Annotated in this window: 17 protein-coding genes and 1 tRNA gene; 5 read left to right on the top strand and 13 right to left on the bottom strand. The window is 73.7% G+C overall.

Translation table 11 applies throughout. From position 1 onward, the window contains the following. Positions 1-52: 52 nt before the first annotated feature. The 7 genes from OF852_RS11825 to OF852_RS11795 all read right to left on the bottom strand — a co-directional run bounded on the left by OF852_RS11825 (position 53) and on the right by OF852_RS11795 (position 5,630). The gene (locus OF852_RS11825; protein WP_271119360.1) at positions 53-250 is read right to left on the bottom strand and encodes a DUF3107 family protein; all 198 of its coding nucleotides are present in this window, start codon (positions 248-250) and stop codon (positions 53-55) included. A 78-nt stretch (positions 251-328) separates the two neighbouring features. Further along, on the bottom strand, positions 329-643 hold the full coding sequence (locus OF852_RS11820; RefSeq protein WP_271119359.1) for a biopolymer transporter Tol: 315 nt from the start codon (positions 641-643) through the stop codon (positions 329-331). A gap of 51 nt (positions 644-694) precedes the next feature. Beyond that, positions 695-1,576: a siderophore-interacting protein gene (locus OF852_RS11815; RefSeq protein ID WP_271119358.1), complete on the bottom strand. Its 882-nt coding sequence runs from the start codon at positions 1,574-1,576 to the stop codon at positions 695-697. Then, the gene (locus OF852_RS11810) at positions 1,573-2,439 is read right to left on the bottom strand and encodes an ABC transporter ATP-binding protein (protein ID WP_271119357.1); all 867 of its coding nucleotides are present in this window, start codon (positions 2,437-2,439) and stop codon (positions 1,573-1,575) included. Before OF852_RS11810 ends, OF852_RS11815 begins: the two co-directional genes overlap by 4 nt. Then, a complete protein-coding gene (locus OF852_RS11805) occupies positions 2,436-3,506 on the bottom strand; it encodes a FecCD family ABC transporter permease (RefSeq protein WP_271119356.1) in 1,071 nt (356 codons plus the stop codon). Before OF852_RS11805 ends, OF852_RS11810 begins: the two co-directional genes overlap by 4 nt. Next, positions 3,503-4,552: a FecCD family ABC transporter permease gene (locus tag OF852_RS11800; protein WP_271119355.1), complete on the bottom strand. Its 1,050-nt coding sequence runs from the start codon at positions 4,550-4,552 to the stop codon at positions 3,503-3,505. Before OF852_RS11800 ends, OF852_RS11805 begins: the two co-directional genes overlap by 4 nt. A gap of 4 nt (positions 4,553-4,556) precedes the next feature. After that, positions 4,557-5,630 carry an ABC transporter substrate-binding protein gene (locus OF852_RS11795; RefSeq protein WP_271119354.1) on the bottom strand — a complete coding sequence of 358 codons (1,074 nt, stop codon included), beginning with the start codon at positions 5,628-5,630 and terminating at the stop codon, positions 4,557-4,559. Positions 5,631-5,779: 149 nt separating this feature from the next. Between OF852_RS11795 and OF852_RS11790 the strand changes: the two genes are divergently transcribed. Next, positions 5,780-6,538 (top strand): AraC family transcriptional regulator, encoded by a 759-nt coding sequence (locus tag OF852_RS11790; protein WP_271119353.1) that lies wholly within the window; start codon positions 5,780-5,782, stop codon positions 6,536-6,538. Between the two features lie 268 nt (positions 6,539-6,806). Then, complete coding sequence (locus tag OF852_RS11785; protein WP_271119352.1) at positions 6,807-7,154, top strand: protein-L-isoaspartate carboxylmethyltransferase; 348 nt, start codon at positions 6,807-6,809, stop codon at positions 7,152-7,154. A gap of 5 nt (positions 7,155-7,159) precedes the next feature. Here OF852_RS11785 and OF852_RS11780 read toward each other — a convergent pair whose 3' ends face one another. Then, on the bottom strand, positions 7,160-7,867 hold the full coding sequence (locus OF852_RS11780) for a cation transporter (RefSeq protein WP_271119351.1): 708 nt from the start codon (positions 7,865-7,867) through the stop codon (positions 7,160-7,162). Continuing rightward, positions 7,864-8,205 (bottom strand): ArsR/SmtB family transcription factor, encoded by a 342-nt coding sequence (locus tag OF852_RS11775; RefSeq protein ID WP_271119350.1) that lies wholly within the window; start codon positions 8,203-8,205, stop codon positions 7,864-7,866. The genes OF852_RS11780 and OF852_RS11775 overlap by 4 nt, the downstream gene beginning before the upstream one ends. 177 nt (positions 8,206-8,382) lie before the next feature. Here OF852_RS11775 and OF852_RS11770 point away from each other — a divergent pair, with 177 nt between their 5' ends. Continuing rightward, entirely contained in the window at positions 8,383-9,423 is a 1,041-nt protein-coding gene (locus OF852_RS11770) for a spore photoproduct lyase family protein (RefSeq protein ID WP_333781475.1), read from the top strand. Between the two features lie 36 nt (positions 9,424-9,459). Here the strand turns inward: OF852_RS11770 and OF852_RS11765 are convergent, their stop codons facing one another. The 3 genes from OF852_RS11765 to OF852_RS11755 all read right to left on the bottom strand — a co-directional run bounded on the left by OF852_RS11765 (position 9,460) and on the right by OF852_RS11755 (position 11,328). Next, complete coding sequence (locus tag OF852_RS11765) at positions 9,460-10,188, bottom strand: ZIP family metal transporter (protein ID WP_271119348.1); 729 nt, start codon at positions 10,186-10,188, stop codon at positions 9,460-9,462. Beyond that, positions 10,185-10,580 carry a DUF2256 and DUF3253 domain-containing protein gene (locus OF852_RS11760; protein ID WP_271119347.1) on the bottom strand — a complete coding sequence of 132 codons (396 nt, stop codon included), beginning with the start codon at positions 10,578-10,580 and terminating at the stop codon, positions 10,185-10,187. Before OF852_RS11760 ends, OF852_RS11765 begins: the two co-directional genes overlap by 4 nt. A gap of 136 nt (positions 10,581-10,716) precedes the next feature. Then, the gene (locus OF852_RS11755) at positions 10,717-11,328 is read right to left on the bottom strand and encodes a TetR/AcrR family transcriptional regulator (protein ID WP_271119346.1); all 612 of its coding nucleotides are present in this window, start codon (positions 11,326-11,328) and stop codon (positions 10,717-10,719) included. 74 nt (positions 11,329-11,402) lie between these two features. On the opposite strand from OF852_RS11755, the gene OF852_RS11750 reads away from it, so the two are divergent. Further along, positions 11,403-12,314, top strand: coding sequence for an SDR family NAD(P)-dependent oxidoreductase (locus OF852_RS11750; protein ID WP_271119345.1), 912 nt, complete (start codon positions 11,403-11,405; stop codon positions 12,312-12,314). After that, positions 12,311-13,096, top strand: coding sequence for an SDR family oxidoreductase (locus OF852_RS11745; RefSeq protein ID WP_271119344.1), 786 nt, complete (start codon positions 12,311-12,313; stop codon positions 13,094-13,096). Before OF852_RS11750 ends, OF852_RS11745 begins: the two co-directional genes overlap by 4 nt. A gap of 104 nt (positions 13,097-13,200) precedes the next feature. On the opposite strand, the gene OF852_RS11740 is transcribed toward OF852_RS11745, so the two are convergent. Beyond that, positions 13,201-13,291, bottom strand: a tRNA-Ser gene (locus OF852_RS11740). Between the last annotated feature and the right edge of the window lie 117 nt (positions 13,292-13,408).

Here is a 13,408-nt window from a genome sequence, read left to right as displayed (position 1 = left end):
CAGCGCTGTCAATCCTTCGTGCCGGACCGCCCCTCGCGGGGATCTGCGACCCTCAGACCTCGCGCGACTCGATCCAGAGCGGCACCCCGCTGCACATGCGCACCGAGGCCCGCTGCCCGTGCGCATCCGTGAGATCCAGCCAGGGGTCGTCGCCGTCGAGCGCGGCGTCCACCTTCCGCTTCAGCTCCTCGACCGAGGGGGCATCGGACGTGAAGACATCGTTCGCGATGCGCAGATAGATGTCGGCCATGCGGCCATGGTGCGCCTCATCGCCCGGCTGCGGCCGAGCTCCCAGCTCGTGTTGACCTGCGGGCGCACGTCGCGCGGGTCAGGGCGCGAGCTCGTCCAGCCTCGTCAGCGCCGCGCTCGCGTCCGCCAGGCGCTCGGCCTCGGGTCGCTCCCACCAGCGCGGCCCGCGCTCGCCGAGGCCGTGCTTCGCGATCCCGACGCGCTCCCGCGCCGCCGCGACGGCATCCTCGTCACCCGACCGCCGCCCCGCCTTGACGGCGTTCCGAGCGCGGCCGAGATGCGAGCGCAGCGAGGTCGCGAGCTCGGCCGGGAGGCTGGGGTCGGTGCGCCGCCACCGGCGGCCGTCCACGACGATCCAGCGCTCGTCCTCGTCGCGATCCGCCGTCTCGGCCATGGTCCGACGCTACGCGAGCCGCGCACCGCGTCGGGGCGGGCGCCCCGCAGCTCAGTCGTCCCCGGACTCGTCCTCGTGGTGGTCGAAGTCGGCGATGCCGCGCTTCCAGTAGCCGTCGACGGAGATCTGCCGCTTCGGGATCCCGAGCTCCCGCCGGAGGTGACGGCGGATCGGCGCCATGGCCCCCGCCTCCCCCGCGGCGAAGACGAACAGCTGCGCTCGGTCCGGCAGCTCGAGCGCGCGCAGCGCCGTCTCGAGCCGGCTCTGGTCGCCCGCCGCGACTCGGCCGCCCGCGCGATGCACCCAGTGCACGACGTCCCCGGGGCGCGCACCGAGATCCTGCTCCTCCGCCGCGTCCTCGACCTCGATGAGCGCCGTGACGCGCGAGCCCTCCGGCGCCTCCTCGAGGATGCGGGAGATCGCCGGCAGCGCGGTCTCGTCGCCGAGCGCGAGATACGAGGCGTAGTCCTCGGGCAGCAGCCAGTTCGCACGCGGCCCGATCACGACGAGCGGGTCGCCCGGCCGCGCATCGCGCGCCCAGCGGCCCGCGATGCCGTGGTCGTGGAGCACGAAGTCGAGGGTGAGCTCGCGGGCCTCCGGGTCCCAGGCGCGCGGCGTGTAGTCGCGACGGATCGGCTCGCCCTCGCCGTCGATCTCCCAGTCGTCCTCCTCCCCGGTCCGGCGGTAGGCGGTGATCCGCCCGGTCGCCGGATCCGGGAAGTAGGCCTTCACATGGTCCCCCGGCGCGAAGGCGGGGAGCGGGTAGCCGCGCTCGAGGTCCTCGCCGCCGAGCACGACGCGGCGATAGCGCGGCGTCACGTCCTCGACGCGGATCACGCGAAGATCGCGGCGCTCGAGCGGCTCGACGAAATGCAGCTGCAGCTCGCCCGTCCGGTTCGGACCGGTGAAGGTCGGGAGCTCTCTCGTGGTCATCGGCGTTCCTCCAGTGCGGGCTCGACCGGATGCGGCGCCGCGGCGCGCGGGTCGAGCGGGACGACGACGGGGGTCCCCGTCACCGGATCGGGTACGACGAGGGCGCGGAGTCCGAAGACCTCCTCGACGAGCTCGGGCGTGATGACCTCGGCCGGGACGCCCGTGCGGACGATGTCGCCGTCGCGCATCACGACGAGGTGGTCGGCGTAGCGCGCGGCCTGCGCGAGGTCGTGGAGCACGGCGACGATCGTGGTGCCGGCGTCGTGGAAGGTGCGGAAGAGCTCCATGAGCTCGTACTGGTGGGCGATGTCGAGGAAGGTCGTCGGCTCGTCGAGCAGCATGATCGGCGTCTCCTGCGCGAGCAGCATCGCCACCCAGGCGCGCTGCCGCTGGCCTCCCGAGAGCTCGTCGACGAGGCGGTCCGAGAGCTCCGTCATCCGGGTCGCGGCGAGCGCCGCCCGCACCGCGCGCTCATCCGACTCGCGCCACTGCTGCAGGAGCCCCTGATGCGGCGCCCGGCCCCGCGCGACGAGGTCGGCGACGCGGATGCCGTCGGGCGCGAGCGAGGACTGCGGGAGGAGCCCGAGCTCCCGCGCCACCTCCTTCGGACGGTACGAGCCGATCGCCCGGCCGTCGAGGAGGACCCGCCCGTGCGAGGGCGAGAGCACGCGGGCGACCGCGCGCAGCAGCGTCGACTTGCCGCAGCCGTTCGGCCCGATGATCGCCGTGAACGAGCCGTCCGGGATGTCGAGCGAGAGGCGCTCGGAGATGATGCGGCGGTCGTAGCCGATCGTCGCGTCCTCGACGACGACGCGAGCGGCCGGGTCGGAGGGGGCCGGGGCGGACGGCGGGGTGCGGGTCATCGTGCTGCTCCGTGCTGTCGGCGCGCCTCGAGCACGAGGAGCCGGATGAGGTAGAGGCCGCCGAGGCAGACCGTGATGAGGCCCACGGGGACGGGGCGGAACACCTGGGCGATGCCGAGGGTGAGGAGGTGCGCGCTCGAGAGCAGGAGCGCCCCCATGCACGCGGCGCCGAGCAGGCTGACGCCGGCGGAGCCCGTGAGGCGACGCGCGAGCTGCGGTGCGACGAGTGCGACGAACCCGATCGGCCCCGCCGCCGCGGTCACGAGCGCGACCGTCGCGACGCCGATCACGATGAGCGCGAGGCGCGCCGGCCCCGGGCGGCGCCCCTGCGTGACGGCCGCGTCGTCGCCGAGCTCCAGCGCGCGGAGATCCCGCGCGAGCAGCAGCGCGACCACGACGATCGCGACGGCGATGCCGAGCGAGGGTCCGAGGCTCGCCCAGGTCACCCGCCCGACCGAGCCCGCGCCCCAGAATCCGACCGCCATCGCATCCTCGATGTCGGCGCGCGTGATGAGGTACGAGTTGAGCGATCCGAGCAGCGCCGAGACGCCGATGCCCACGACGATGAGCCGGAAGCCCTGGATGCCGCGGCGGTACGCGAGGACGTAGACGGCGGAGGCGGTGAGGAGCCCGCCCGCGATCGCGGCCGCCGCGATGCCCCACGAGCTCTGGCTGCCGAGCACGAGCATCACGACCACGACGGCGGTGTACGAGCCGGCGTCGAAGCCGATGACGTCGGGCGAGCCGAGCGGGTTGCGGGTGAGGGACTGGAAGATCGCGCCGCCGAGGCCCAGCATCGCGCCGAAGATGAGCGCCGCGAGCGCGACCGGCAGCCGCCACTCGAGCACGACCATCTGCTGGAGCTCCGTGCCCCCGCCGAGCAGCGCCGCGACGACCTCGTCGAGCCGCAGCGGCACGTCGCCGATCATGAGCGCCGCGATGCCGGCCGCGGCCGCGACCACGAGCAGCGCGGCCGAGACGGCGAGCACGCGCAGCGGCACGAGCGCCGAGGCGATCGGGGTGCGGATCGTCGCCGCACGGTATCCGAAGTCGATCGCCCCGGTCACAGCCCGCTCGCCGTCCGCCGGCGCACGAGCGCGATGAGGACGGGGGCGCCGATCACGGCCGTGACGATGCCGACCTGGATCTCGCCGGGGCTCCCCGCGATGCGGCCCACGACATCCGCCGTGAGCACGAGCACGGGGGCGGCGAGCGCCGAGAGCACCATGATCCAGCGCTGATCGGGGCCGGTGAGCCACCGCACGATGTGGGGGATCATGAGCCCGACGAAGGCGATGCCGCCCGTGAGGGCCGTCGCGCCGCCGGCGAGCAGCGTCACCGCGATCAGCCCGAGCACGCGGGTGCGGACGGTCCGGGCGCCGAGGGATGCCGCGAGGTCGTCGCCGAGCGCGATCGAGTTGAGCGAGCCGGAGATGAGCAGGGCGATCGCGAGCCCCGCGAGCAGGAACGGTGCGACGGAGGCCGTCTCGCCGAGCTTCGCGGCGGCGATCGAGCCGACGCCCCAGACGCGGAGCGCGCGGAAGGTCTCCTCGTCGAGGAGGGTGAGCAGCGTCGAGAAGCCGCCGAGCACGGCGCTCAGCGCGACACCCGCGAGGACGAGGGTCACGGGCGAGGCCGCGCCGCGTCCAGCCGAGCCGATGACGAAGACGAGGACGGTCGCGGCGGCCGCGCCGAGGAACGCGAACCAGATGTAGCCGGTGATCCCGCCGAGCCCGAAGAGCCCGACGCCCGCCGTCACGGCGAAGCCGGCGCCCGCGTTGACGCCGAGGATGCCCGGGTCGGCGAGCGGGTTGCGGGTGAGCGCCTGGATGAGCGCGCCCGCGACCCCGAATGCCGCCCCCGCGAGGATGCCGAGGACGGTCCGCGGGACGCGGAGGCTCCAGATGACGAGCGAGGCCTCGCTGTCGTCGGGAGCGAGGAGGCCGCGCAGGACCGCGTCGGCCGGGAGCGGGTTGGCGCCGAAGGCGAGGCTCGCGAGCGAGGCCAGCGCGAGGCCGATGAGGGTCGCGAGCACGCCCGCGCCCCGCCGGCGCGCGAGCGACGGCGGGGCGGGCGGGCGGTGCAGCGCGGACCGCGCATCGAGTCCGGTCACCTCGCTACTCGAGCTCGACGCCCGCGAGCCACTGATCGGCGATCACCTCGACGGCCCACGGCAGGCTCGCGGCGCTCGCACCGCGGCGGAGCACCCAGGTGGCGTTCTCGAACTCCTGGCCCTCCGGGTCGAGGAGCAGCTCGTTGTCGGGCGAGGCCGCGAGCGAGGCGTAGCGCCCCTCGGCCACCGCGGGGATCGCCTGGAAGAGCGGCTGCGACTCCCGCGCCTGCCGGGTCTCCTCGTCGCTGTAGATGACGATGAGGGCGTCGCCGTCGAGGAGGGCGAGGTTCTCGTCCGAGATGACGGGGTCGGCGACGAAGCGCTCAGCGAGCGGGTTCGGCGCGAAGCCGAGGTCGAGCATGACGCTCTCCGCGGTGCCGCCGGTCGGCGTGTAGTACTCGAAGTCGTACTGGGCGCCGTAGTCGGTCGCGATCGTCGTCGTCTTCCCCGCGAACCCGGGGTGCGCGGCGGCGACCTCCTCGATCGCGGCATCCGCCTCCTCGATCGCGGTGGTCGCGGCGGCGCCGAGGTCGAGCACGTCGCCGACGAGCTGCTGGCCGGCCCGCCAGTCGGCCTGGTCGCCGGCCTGCTCCTCGTACTCGAGCACGGGCGCGATGGCGCTGAGCTTGTCGAAGTCCGCCTGCTCCCAGACGTAGTTGAGCGCGATGATGAGGTCGGGGCGGGTGGCCGCGATCCCCTCGAAGTTGGTGGGGTCGCGGCGGGTGGCGGTGTCGATCGTCTCGATCGAGGCGAACCACTCGGGGTCGCGCCAGGCCCACTCCGACTCCTCCGTCATCGTGTAGACGGGTGTCACGTCGAGGACCTCGACGACGTCGAGATTGGTCGAGAAGCCGATGACCGCGATGCGCTCGGGCCGCTCCTCGAGCGTCGTGGAGCCGGCCCAGGTGTCGATCTCGAGCGGGTAGCTCGTCGTGCCCTCGGCCGCGGGGAGGAGGCTCGTCGCGGCAGTCTCGCCCTCCGCGTCGGCGGGCGCGGCGCAGCCGGCCAGGACGAGCGCGGCGAGCGCGGCGAGAGCGGGCAGGGCGATCCGTCTGCGGCGGGGCGGGGCGCTGGGCATGGAGATTCCTCTCGGTCAGGGGGATACCCTCGAGGTTAGGCAAAGCTAACCTTGCTCGGGTGCACCGTTTGCGACGAGAGCCCCGCAGTTCCCGACACCCTGCACCGCAGGCCGGGCGCGCCGAAGCGGCATCCGCTGGGGCGGGCCGTGTGGGCGATGCGACGGAGGAGCACGATCCGGGCACGCCGTGGCGGCTCTGGATCCCGCCCGTCGCCGTGCCCGAGCAGCGCGAGCACGACGTCCACGTCCTGCTCTGGCAGGTGCGCGGCACCGCCTCCCTCCTCGTCGACGGCGAGGAGCGCGAGCTCGCGACCGGCCACGCCGTCTGGATCCCCGTCGACACGACCCACGAGTTCACCGTCCACGCCGACTCCGTCACGATGCCCCTCTTCTTCGACGCCGCCGCCACCGCGACGACGCTCGGCGGCCCGACCGTCGTCACGGTGGACCGCGACCTCCGCACCCTCCTCCTCGCCTACGCGGTCGCGCTCAACACGATCGTGAAGCCCGGCGTCAACCTCGCGCGCCAGATCCTCGCCCTCCTCGAGGAGCGGCCCGTGCTCGCGACCTCCCTGCCCATGCCCAGCACGGAGTCCGCGCTCGGCATCGCCGAGACCCTGCGCTTCAACCCGGGCGACATCCGCTCGATCGAGGAGCTCGCGTCGTCCGTGCACGCCTCGCCGCGCACCATCGAGCGCGCGTTCCGCGCGGAGACGGGGATGACGCTGCGACAGTGGCGGATCCGGAACCGCATGGAGGCGGCCGCGCTCCTCCTGCGCTCCGACACGCGGCTGGATGCGGTCGCCCACCGGGTCGGGTACACGAACGTGAACGCGTTCCGGCGGGTGTTCCTCGGGCACTTCGGCGCGACTCCGAGCGAGTACCGCGCGCGCTTCGCGCGCCAGTAGCCATACTCGCTCCGGGCGCCCGGCGTCAACCGCTGGGGTTCCGTTCCCCGGTGGCGTACAGTCGGGATCCCAGAAGCCGAAGCACCCCGGCCGCTGCGAAGACGACTCGACGCAACCGTCGACGCGAGCAGCGGTCCGGTTCCTGGACGATCAGCAGCCGAGGCGCCGCAGAGGCGTTCCGGCAGGAAGCCGAGGTCATCATGACCGCAGTCGTCCCCCTGCACGCGGGGCGCGCGGAGCGCGTCCGCCCGACCTCCCCCCTCGTCTGATGCCGTATCGCGATCACGCGGTCGTCTCCGCCTGGATCGACGACTACCGCGCCCTCGGCCACATCGGCGCCGCCGCCATCGACGTGCTCGAGCAGGATGCCAGCGCCGGCCCCGAGACGGGGCTCATCATCGTGGGCCTCCGCACCGTCACGACCGTGACCTACATCCACCCGGTCGTCCGCGACCGCCCCGAGTGGGTGGTCACCTTCGAGGCTCGCGAGCACGACATCGATCTCACGCCCGCGCAGACCGCGCAGCTCGCGGCGGACCTCGAGAGCGTGTCTCGCCTCTGCGCCTACCTGCAGGAGCGCACCGACGCGGCTGCGGGCGACAGCGCGGTCGCGTAGGGTCGTCAGCCCGTCGCGGCGTCGTCGCGCCCGGCCCCGCGCCCGTGATCGTGCCCGTCCCGCTGGCCCGTGAGCTCGGCGACCGGGGTCGTGCACGCCTCCCCGCGCCACGCCTCGACGCCCTCGCGCACCGCGAAGGCCGCGATGGCGAGCGCGGCGACCGCGTCCGCCCAGCCCCAGCCGAGCAGCGCGTTCGCGAGGAGCCCGACGAGCACGGCGGCCGAGAGGTACGTGCAGATCAGGGTCTGCTTCGAGTCGGCGATGGCGGAGGCGGAGCCGAGCTCTCGGCCCGTGCGCCGCTCGAACCAGCTGACGAGCGGCATGATGAGCAGGCTCAGCGCGGCGAGGCCGATGCCGACGGGGCTCGACGCCGGCTCGCGGAGGCCCAGCAGGCCGAGGACGGCATCCACGCTCACGTAGGCGGCGAGGCCGAAGAAGGAGATCGCGATGACGCGGAGCGCGGTCCGCTCGCGTCGCTCCGGGTCGGGGGCCGCGAACTGCCACGCGACGGCGGCCGCCGAGAGCACCTCGACGATCGAGTCGAGGCCGAAGCCGATGAGCGCGGCCGACGATGCGGCGGCCCCGGCCGACAGGGCGACGACCGCCTCGACGACGTTCCACGTGATCGTGAACGCGACGACGATCCGGATGCGGCGCTGGAGGACGAGACGGCGGGCGGGGTCGAGCGGCGCCCCGAGTCGGAGCGCGGTCATGCGCAGGTGCAGCCGGCGCCGTCGCAGCACGACGGGTCGACGACGAGGACGAGCTCGAGGAGGCCGTCGAGCGCGGGCGCGAGGGCCGGGCTCGCGAGGCGGTAGCGCGTGTACCGGCCCTGCTGCGCGCCGGCGACGAGGCCGCATCCCCGGAGACAGGCGAGCTGGTTCGAGACGACCTGGCGGCTGACGCCGAGCCGCTCGGCGAGCTCGGACGGCACGGCCGGCGCCTCGCGGAGGGCGAGGAGGATGCGGGTGCGGGTGTCGTCGGAGAGCGCGTGGCCGAGGCGGGCGAGGGCCTGGCGGTGCGAGACGGCGACGGGCTCTGCGAGCGTCATGACCGCGACTGTACATCGTTTGATGTATCGATGGTCGTCCGCGACGCGGTCGCGCGGTGGCCCCGAGCCGGATGTCGGCGGCTCGGGAGACCATCGAGCATCGTGACCGATCCCAGACCTGCCGCCGACCGCGTCCACGACGCGCCCGCCGCCCGTCCGGCCCGGCCGCTCCTCGACATCCGGCGCATCTACGCGGAGGAGGCGGCCGCGAACTCGCCCCGAGGGCGCGAGATCATCGACCGCTGGCCGGAGGCGGAGCTCGTCGGGGTCGACAGCCACTGGCGGATCCCGGAGCTGCACGGCGACGAGGCGAACGCCCGGCGGTGGGTCCGGATCAAGACGGAGGCGCTCGTCCTCGGCGAGAAGAAGTCGGTCGCGGTCCGGCCCAACGGCCGCTCGGCGAACTTCATCGCCCCCTCCCTCGCGAACGGCTGCGCCATGGCCTGCGCCTACTGCTACGTGCCGCGCCGCAAGGGCTACAGCAACCCGATCACGACCTTCACGAACATCGAGCGCATCCTCGCCGCCACGCGCCGGCACGTCGAGCGGCAGGGCCCCAAGTCCGAGCCCGACCAGTGCGACCCGGCGTCCTGGGTGTACGACATCGGCGAGAACAGCGACTGCTCGGTCGACGCCCTCGTCTCCGACAACGTGCGCGACATGGTGGAGCTGTTCCGCGAGCTCCCCGACGCGAAGGCGTCCTTCGCGACGAAGTACGTCAACCGCGAGCTGCTCGACTGGGATCCGCGCGGCCGCACCCGCATCCGCACCTCGGTGATGCCCGCCGACACGGCCCGCGTCACCGACATCCGCACGAGCCCGATGGCCGAGCGGATCGCCGCCATCGACGACCTCGCGGAGGCCGGCTACGAGGTGCACCTCAACTTCAGCCCCGTCATCGTGGAGGACGGCTGGCTGGAGCGCTGGGGCGAGCTCCTCGATCACCTCGGGGATGCCGTGTCGGCCCCGGTCCGCGAGCGGCTCGCCGCCGAGGTCATCTTCCTCACCCACAACGAAGGACTGCACGAGGTCAACCTGCGCTGGCATCCGCGCGCCGAGGAGCTGCTGTGGCGCCCGGAGCTGCAGGAGCCGAAGATCTCGCAGAACGGCCAGCGCAACGTCCGCTACCGCTGGCAGGAGAAGGAGCGCTACCTCGCGGAGTTCCGCGCGCTCATCCGCGAGCGCGCGCCGTGGTGCCGGGTGCGCTACGCGTTCTGAGGCGGCGGCTCGCGAGCGGGGCGGCGCGGGCCCCGCTCAGGCCGACGCCGCGTGGACGACGTAGCTGACCAGGAACCCGGCGACCGCGGCGACGCCCGTCCACGCCCGCATCTCGCGGAACGCCTCCGGGATCATCGTGTTGCAGAGCATCGTGAGGATCGCGCCCGCCGCGACGGAGGTGACGACCGAGCGCACCTCGCCGCCCGCATCCCCGAGGAGCACGGCCCCGAGCAGCGCCGCGATGGTGCACGCGCCCGCGATCCCCGCCCACAAGCCGAACACGTATCGGGCCGAGCGGCCGGAGGCTCGCATGTCGGCGGTGCTCGACAGGCCCTCCGGGACGTTCGAGATCACGACCGCGATCAGCACCGCCAGGGGCAGGGCGCCGCCCGCCGACTGGACGCCCTGCACGGCGGTCTCGGGGATGCCGTCGAGAAGGGCTCCCAGCGCGATGCCGAGCCCCGAGCCGGAGCTCGCCGCGCCGGACCGCGCGCGGTGACGTCGGGCGCTCGCGCGCTCCAGCGCCAGGTCGCCCGCGAAGTACAGGACCGCCCCCAGCACCAGCCCGGCGATGCTCGGCAGCAGCCCGCCGGTCTCCGTCGCCTCCTCCATGAGGTCGAAGGCGAGCGCCGAGATGAGCACCCCGGCGCCGAAGGCCATCACCGCCGCGATCACCACCCGCGGGACGCGCGCGAACCAGCCGATCGCGGCGCCCGCGACGAGCGCGAGCCCCGAGATGAGACCGGCGACGGCGGCGATGATCATGGGCGGACGCGGCGGATGCGGATCGGACCGCGCACGGTGCTCGGGTCGACCTCGGCGCCCCGCTGGGTGATGACGACCTCCCCCGCCGCGACGAGTCGGCGTGCGGCGCGGCGCGCGGGCTCCATGAGCTCGCGCCAGTCGTCGCCGCCGACCGCGCGGGCCGCCTCCGAGGGGCAGATCGTCGCCGTCGCCGCGCGCTGCCCGAGAAGGTCGAGGATCTCGTGCTCGAGCCGGCGGTCGACCTCGCGCACCTTCCGCGATCGGCAGGCCGCCGAGCAGTAGCGCACCTCGTCCCAGTCGTCGGCCCAGGCGCGGCGCCACTCGATCCGGCGCCCGCAGGAGGCGCAGGTCTTCTCGGCGGGCGGCTCGGGCAGGTCGCGCCGGCGTCCCATCGGCGGTGCCTCCCTCCCGTGCTCGATGGGGCGATGCTACGTCGCCGGGGCCCTGGGCGTCGGGGATGCGGCGGCGTTCGGAGCGGGCTCCCGGGCAGGGGACCAGATGATGGCGGGATGCCCGGGCGCCGGCCGCTCAGCCCCCGGTGAGGTACTCGGGGAGGAGCCCGAACACGACATCGAGCAGCTCGCCGCGATCCTCGCCGCCGCGTTCCACCGAGCGGAGCAGGAGCCGGAGCGTGCCGGCGGCGATGTACTGGCTGGCCGCCTCGATCTCGGCCTCAGCGGCATCCGGTCGCTCGATGCGGATGGTCTCGCCGAGGCTCGCCGCCATCTGATCGACGAAGCGCTCGCGGACGCCGGCCGCGCTCGGCCCCTCGGCGGCGAGCGCGAGCAGGTGGCGGTTGGCGAGCAGCGCGTCGAGCAGCTCGCCGAGACCTCGCCGGGTGATCTCCGCGCGGCTGAGCCGATGCTCCGCCCGGCGGTCGACGTCGATGGGCGCGAGATCGGCGAAGAGATCGGCGGTCGCGGCGAGGGCGAGCTCGTCGACGTTCGCGAAGTGCGTGTAGAAGGTGCTGCGGCTCACGCCGGAGCGGGACACGAGGTCGGCGACCGAGACGCCTTTCGCGCCGCGATCCAGCACCGCGTCATGGAGCGCGTCCGAGAGCTTGCGGCGCGTCGCACGCACCTTGGCGTCGTCCGCGCCGGAGAGCGAGGCGCGCCGATCGTGCTGGGGGCTCGCGGCCACGGCATCCTCCAAATGGACAGCTGTCTATTTCGGCGTATCCTGGTCGCATCGTATCCCGAAAGGAAGGGCCGCAGATGTCCCAGCACTTCGCAGGTCAGGTCGCCATCGTCACCGGAGCCGGAGCCGGCATGGGCCGGGAGCACGCGCTGCTCCTGGCCTCCCAGGGCGCCGCCGTCGTCGTGAACGACCTGGCCGAGAGCGCGCAGGCCGTCGTCGACGAGATCAGCGCCGCCGGCGGGCGGGCCGTGCTCAGCCGTCACGACGTGAGCGACTGGGAGCAGGCCGGCGAGCTCGTCGAGCTCGCCGTGCGGGAGCTCGGCGGCCTCCACCTCGTCGTGAGCAACGCCGCGATCATCCGCAACGTCCCCTTCGGCGAGATGGGCCCCGAGGACTTCGAGAAGGTCATGCGGGTGAACGCCTTCGGCGCCTTCAATGTCGCCCGCCGCGCCTGGCCGGTGCTCGTCGAGCAGGGCTTCGGGCGGCTCGTGCTCGTGAGCTCCTCGAGCGCCTGGGTGTCGCAGCCGCTCATCGCGCACTACGCCGCGAGCAAGGGCGCCGTGCTCGGCATGGCGAAGTCGCTCGCCGCCGAAGGCGCCGAGCACGGCATCACGGTCAACGTCCTCGCCCCCGGCGCCTTCACGCAGATGTCGGGGGAGATGACCGACGAGACGGCCCGCAAGCAGTCCGAGACGATGATGCCCGCAAGGCTCGTCGCCCCCGTCGTCGCATGGCTCCTCCGCCGCGAGAACACGCACAACGGCGAGATCTTCGAAGCCGCCGCGGGTCGGGCGGCGCACAACTTCGTCGGCTCGACGAAGGGCTACTGGTCGAAGGACCTGTCGATCGAGGACCTCGTCGACCACGCTGACGAGGTGACGGCGACCGACGGGTACACCGTGCTCGAGACGACCGTCCAGCTCGCGAACTGGATGACCATGGAGAACACCGGCTGGGCTGCCGAGCTCGAGAAGGAGGCCGGCCGATGAGCCGCACCGTCGTCGTCACCGGGGCCGCCTCCGGAATCGGCCGAGCGCTCGCGGAGCTCTTGCGCGAGCGCGGCGACACCGTCATCGGCGTCGACCTCCAGGGCACCGACGTCGCGGCCGACCTCTCGACCGCCGAAGGTCGCAGCGCCCTCGTCGAGCGTGTCCGCGAGCGCAGCGGCGGCACGGTGGATGCGGTCGTGGCCGTTGCGGGGCTCGTCTCCCCCAAGCCCGTCACCGTGGGCGTGAACTACTTCGGCGCGGCCGCGACGCTCGAGGGCCTGCGGCCCCTGCTCGCAGGCTCGGCGGCGCCGCGCGCCGTCGTCGTCGCGTCGCTGGCCGCCCTCGAGCCTGTCGACGATGCGCTCCTCGAGCGCCTGCTCGCGGACGACGAGCCGGGCGCGCTGCGCGAGGCCGAGCGCATCGGCGAGGCCGCGAACGCCGCCGGGAGCAGCCCCATCTACACGACCACGAAGCTCGCGATCGCCCGGTGGGTGCGCACCCACGCGCCCGGCGACGACTGGGCCGGCGCAGGCATCGCGCTCAACGCGGTCGCGCCCGGCGTCATCGAGACGCCCATGACGAAGGCCGCGCTCGAGACACCGGAAGGGCGAGCCGCGCTCGATGCCGGGGCGCCATCCCCGCTCAACGGCCCGGCGGCGCCGCCGAGTGCGCCGGCCAAGCTGCTCGCCTGGCTCGCGAGCGAGGAGAACACGCACGTCACCGGGCAGGTGATCTTCATCGACGGCGGCGCCGAGAGCATCCGCCGACCCGACGCCGTCTGAGCGCGAGGTCGACGCCGTCCCGGTCCGGACCGGACCGGCCGCAGCACGACGGCCTCGCCGAAAGAGAAGAGCCCCGGGATCCTCAGGATCTCGGGGCTCTTCGCTGGCGGTGACGGTGGGATTTGAACCCACGGTGGAGGGTTACTCCACACAACTTTTCGAGAGTTGCACCTTCGGCCGCTCGGACACGTCACCGCCGAGGAGTCTAGCCCAGGTCCCGGGGTCCCGCGAACCGGGCCGCAGAGGCGACGCATGGGCGGTGTCGGCGGACTCCCGGCCTGGCCTGGGCGCCCGCATGGCCGGCGTCCGCAT

The organism is Homoserinibacter sp. YIM 151385, from assembly GCF_027912415.1.
Classification (GTDB): domain Bacteria; phylum Actinomycetota; class Actinomycetes; order Actinomycetales; family Microbacteriaceae; genus Schumannella.
This window is presented reverse-complemented; position numbering and strand designations above follow the sequence as displayed.

Bases quoted from the DNA above. Each gene is read 5' to 3' on its own strand.
- OF852_RS11785 (WP_271119352.1), top strand. From the start codon at position 6,807: ATGCCGTATCGCGATCACGCGGTCGTCTCCGCCTGGATCGACGACTAC.
- OF852_RS11780 (WP_271119351.1), bottom strand. From the start codon at position 7,867: ATGACCGCGCTCCGACTCGGGGCGCCGCTCGACCCCGCCCGCCGTCTC.
- OF852_RS11760 (WP_271119347.1), bottom strand. From the start codon at position 10,580: ATGGGACGCCGGCGCGACCTGCCCGAGCCGCCCGCCGAGAAGACCTGC.
- OF852_RS11750 (WP_271119345.1), top strand. From the start codon at position 11,403: ATGTCCCAGCACTTCGCAGGTCAGGTCGCCATCGTCACCGGAGCCGGA.
- OF852_RS11765 (WP_271119348.1), bottom strand. From the start codon at position 10,188: ATGATCATCGCCGCCGTCGCCGGTCTCATCTCGGGGCTCGCGCTCGTC.
- OF852_RS11745 (WP_271119344.1), top strand. From the start codon at position 12,311: ATGAGCCGCACCGTCGTCGTCACCGGGGCCGCCTCCGGAATCGGCCGA.
- OF852_RS11795 (WP_271119354.1), bottom strand. From the start codon at position 5,630: ATGCCCAGCGCCCCGCCCCGCCGCAGACGGATCGCCCTGCCCGCTCTC.
- OF852_RS11815 (WP_271119358.1), bottom strand. From the start codon at position 1,576: ATGACCACGAGAGAGCTCCCGACCTTCACCGGTCCGAACCGGACGGGC.
- OF852_RS11825 (WP_271119360.1), bottom strand. From the start codon at position 250: ATGGCCGACATCTATCTGCGCATCGCGAACGATGTCTTCACGTCCGAT.
- OF852_RS11810 (WP_271119357.1), bottom strand. From the start codon at position 2,439: ATGACCCGCACCCCGCCGTCCGCCCCGGCCCCCTCCGACCCGGCCGCT.
- OF852_RS11775 (WP_271119350.1), bottom strand. From the start codon at position 8,205: ATGACGCTCGCAGAGCCCGTCGCCGTCTCGCACCGCCAGGCCCTCGCC.
- OF852_RS11820 (WP_271119359.1), bottom strand. From the start codon at position 643: ATGGCCGAGACGGCGGATCGCGACGAGGACGAGCGCTGGATCGTCGTG.